1 protein-coding gene is annotated in these 1,226 nt (G+C 59.8%); it reads right to left on the reverse strand.

What is annotated here, in order from left to right; all coding sequences use genetic code 11:
* Nucleotides 1–1,134, reverse strand: a 1,134-nt coding sequence (locus tag HNO79_RS16300; RefSeq protein ID WP_214165941.1) for an IS701 family transposase, incomplete at its 3' end; no start/stop codon positions are given.
* Between the last annotated feature and the right edge of the window lie 92 nt (nucleotides 1,135–1,226).

Raw genomic sequence — 1,226 nt, forward strand, 5'->3', positions numbered from 1 at the left:
TAGGGCGTGTCGGTGCAGGCCTGTCCATGATCGCCCCTCAAAGTGATCGAGGCCCAGTTCCTCCTTGAGTTGCTGATGCGCCTGCTCGCAGACCCATCGGGCTTTGATCGCAGCGGCCAGTAGCCTGAGGGAGGAGTCGGCAGACAGGTTGGACAGATAGTATTTCCGTTCTCCAGTGGAACGGTGCTCGCCAATCAGCCAGGCTTCCTCCCCGGGCATATGCTGGGCCGTCCGGCCACCGATACGCTGGGCTGGACCATCTGCAACGCGTATCCGCATGGCTGCAAAGCGGGCCGCCAGGCCACCTTTGGTCCCGCGACGCCAACTGACCCTGCGCCATGTTGCCGTTTCCAGTATCTTATGGGCAGGGACAGATTGCTGGTCCGGTACCGGATGCATCCGGGATGGGCCGCGCTTTCTGGCCGGAAACACCAGCTCCACATCGGTGGAATAGACTTTCTGATGGCGTGGTATCCCGACTGCCCAGCGCAGGCCCCGCGCACTCAGGGCCTGACGGAACGGGGCGGACAGGCCATAACCGGCATCCGCAAGAACACAGCCAAAACGGACACCTGCGGCACAGAGGCGATCAATCTCTTCGATCGCCATCTCCGGTTTGGTCCTGGAGCCCTGATGTTCCAGTGGAACACCAGCCCGATTCAGGCGTGCCGGATCTGCTGTCCAGATATCGGGCAGGAACAGACGGAGTGACAGCATCAGTGGCACTTCACGCGAAGCCAGTGTCACGGACACCAGTGTCTGACAATTCGCTTTCTTGCCCAGGGTCGAAGCATATTGGGGCGCTACGCCAACAGAATGTTCTCCCTTTTTGGGAAGGGAGGTATCATCGATGATCAGCCATGAACGCTCCCCGCCCACCAGATGGTCAGCATGACGCCACAGAGCAGCCTCAAGTGGCGCACTGTCCCACACACCGGCACTGACGAAATGATGCAGCCGGTCATAAGGGATATCGCCATTGCGTGCAGCCATGGGCTGCACGCTCTTGCGGTCACCAGGTCCGATCAGGCCTGCAATATAAGCCGGACACATCGCCCGCTGCGCTTTGTGACCCAGGGCCGCCAGAAATGGCGCAAGCCATACTTCCAGATCCGATCGCCAGTCGGTGTTCATCGCCAGCTCCCACTACAGCGGGTCTTCCATGAATCACTGATCGCACCCGTTGGGAATCCTTATCCCAAATTTTCTGCCAAAGTAGTGCTAGC

Origin of the sequence: Komagataeibacter oboediens (assembly GCF_018491655.1) — a bacterium.
GTDB lineage: Bacteria > Pseudomonadota > Alphaproteobacteria > Acetobacterales > Acetobacteraceae > Komagataeibacter > Komagataeibacter oboediens.